This window comes from Plantibacter sp. CFBP 8775 (genome assembly GCF_014839505.1).
GTDB lineage: Bacteria > Actinomycetota > Actinomycetes > Actinomycetales > Microbacteriaceae > Plantibacter > Plantibacter auratus.
The window spans coordinates 1-1,418 of the sequence record NZ_JACYNV010000007.1; the positions used below are offsets into that span (position 1 = coordinate 1).

Genomic DNA, 1,418 nt, shown 5'->3' on the forward strand with positions numbered 1-1,418 from the left:
TAGAGAAGTTGCCCTGCAGGGCGGTCGTGATGGCCAAAGGCAGGAGCATCCGATCCTTGAGAACTCAACAGCGTGCACAATGTCAAATGCCAAAAACCTCGTGCAATTGATGCCTTCCTTTTCGGTTGGTTGATGTTGTAAGAGATTCCTTTGGAAAACATTTAAACAAAACAAAGCAAGTCAGTAATGATTTGTTCTGTCAGTTTCAAACTTGCATCGTGTTCACCTATTCCGGTGGCATGGTGCGCGAAATGTGCCGGTCACTTCGGTGGTCGTGCAATTCAACATTTACGGAGAGTTTGATCCTGGCTCAGGACGAACGCTGGCGGCGTGCTTAACACATGCAAGTCGAACGATGAAGCCCAGCTTGCTGGGTGGATTAGTGGCGAACGGGTGAGTAACACGTGAGTAACCTGCCCTTGACTCTGGGATAAGCGTTGGAAACGACGTCTAATACCGGATACGAGCTTCCACCGCATGGTGAGTTGCTGGAAAGAATTTTGGTCAAGGATGGACTCGCGGCCTATCAGCTTGTTGGTGAGGTAACGGCTCACCAAGGCGACGACGGGTAGCCGGCCTGAGAGGGTGACCGGCCACACTGGGACTGAGACACGGCCCAGACTCCTACGGGAGGCAGCAGTGGGGAATATTGCACAATGGGCGAAAGCCTGATGCAGCAACGCCGCGTGAGGGACGACGGCCTTCGGGTTGTAAACCTCTTTTAGCAGGGAAGAAGCGAAAGTGACGGTACCTGCAGAAAAAGCACCGGCTAACTACGTGCCAGCAGCCGCGGTAATACGTAGGGTGCAAGCGTTGTCCGGAATTATTGGGCGTAAAGAGCTCGTAGGCGGTTTGTCGCGTCTGCTGTGAAATCCCGAGGCTCAACCTCGGGTCTGCAGTGGGTACGGGCAGACTAGAGTGCGGTAGGGGAGATTGGAATTCCTGGTGTAGCGGTGGAATGCGCAGATATCAGGAGGAACACCGATGGCGAAGGCAGATCTCTGGGCCGCTACTGACGCTGAGGAGCGAAAGGGTGGGGAGCAAACAGGCTTAGATACCCTGGTAGTCCACCCCGTAAACGTTGGGCGCTAGATGTGGGGACCATTCCACGGTTTCCGTGTCGTAGCTAACGCATTAAGCGCCCCGCCTGGGGAGTACGGCCGCAAGGCTAAAACTCAAAGGAATTGACGGGGGCCCGCACAAGCGGCGGAGCATGCGGATTAATTCGATGCAACGCGAAGAACCTTACCAAGGCTTGACATATACGAGAACGGGCCAGAAATGGTCAACTCTTTGGACACTCGTAAACAGGTGGTGCATGGTTGTCGTCAGCTCGTGTCGTGAGATGTTGGGTTAAGTCCCGCAACGAGCGCAACCCTCGTTCTATGTTGCCAGCACGTAATGGTGGGAACTCATGG

Annotated in this window: 1 rRNA gene; it reads left to right on the forward strand. The window is 54.2% G+C overall.

Going from position 1 to position 1,418, the window contains the following annotated elements:
- Window positions 1-287: 287 nt before the first annotated feature.
- Window positions 288-1,418: ribosomal RNA gene (locus tag IFR14_RS20555) — 16S ribosomal RNA — on the forward strand; the annotation flags it as partial.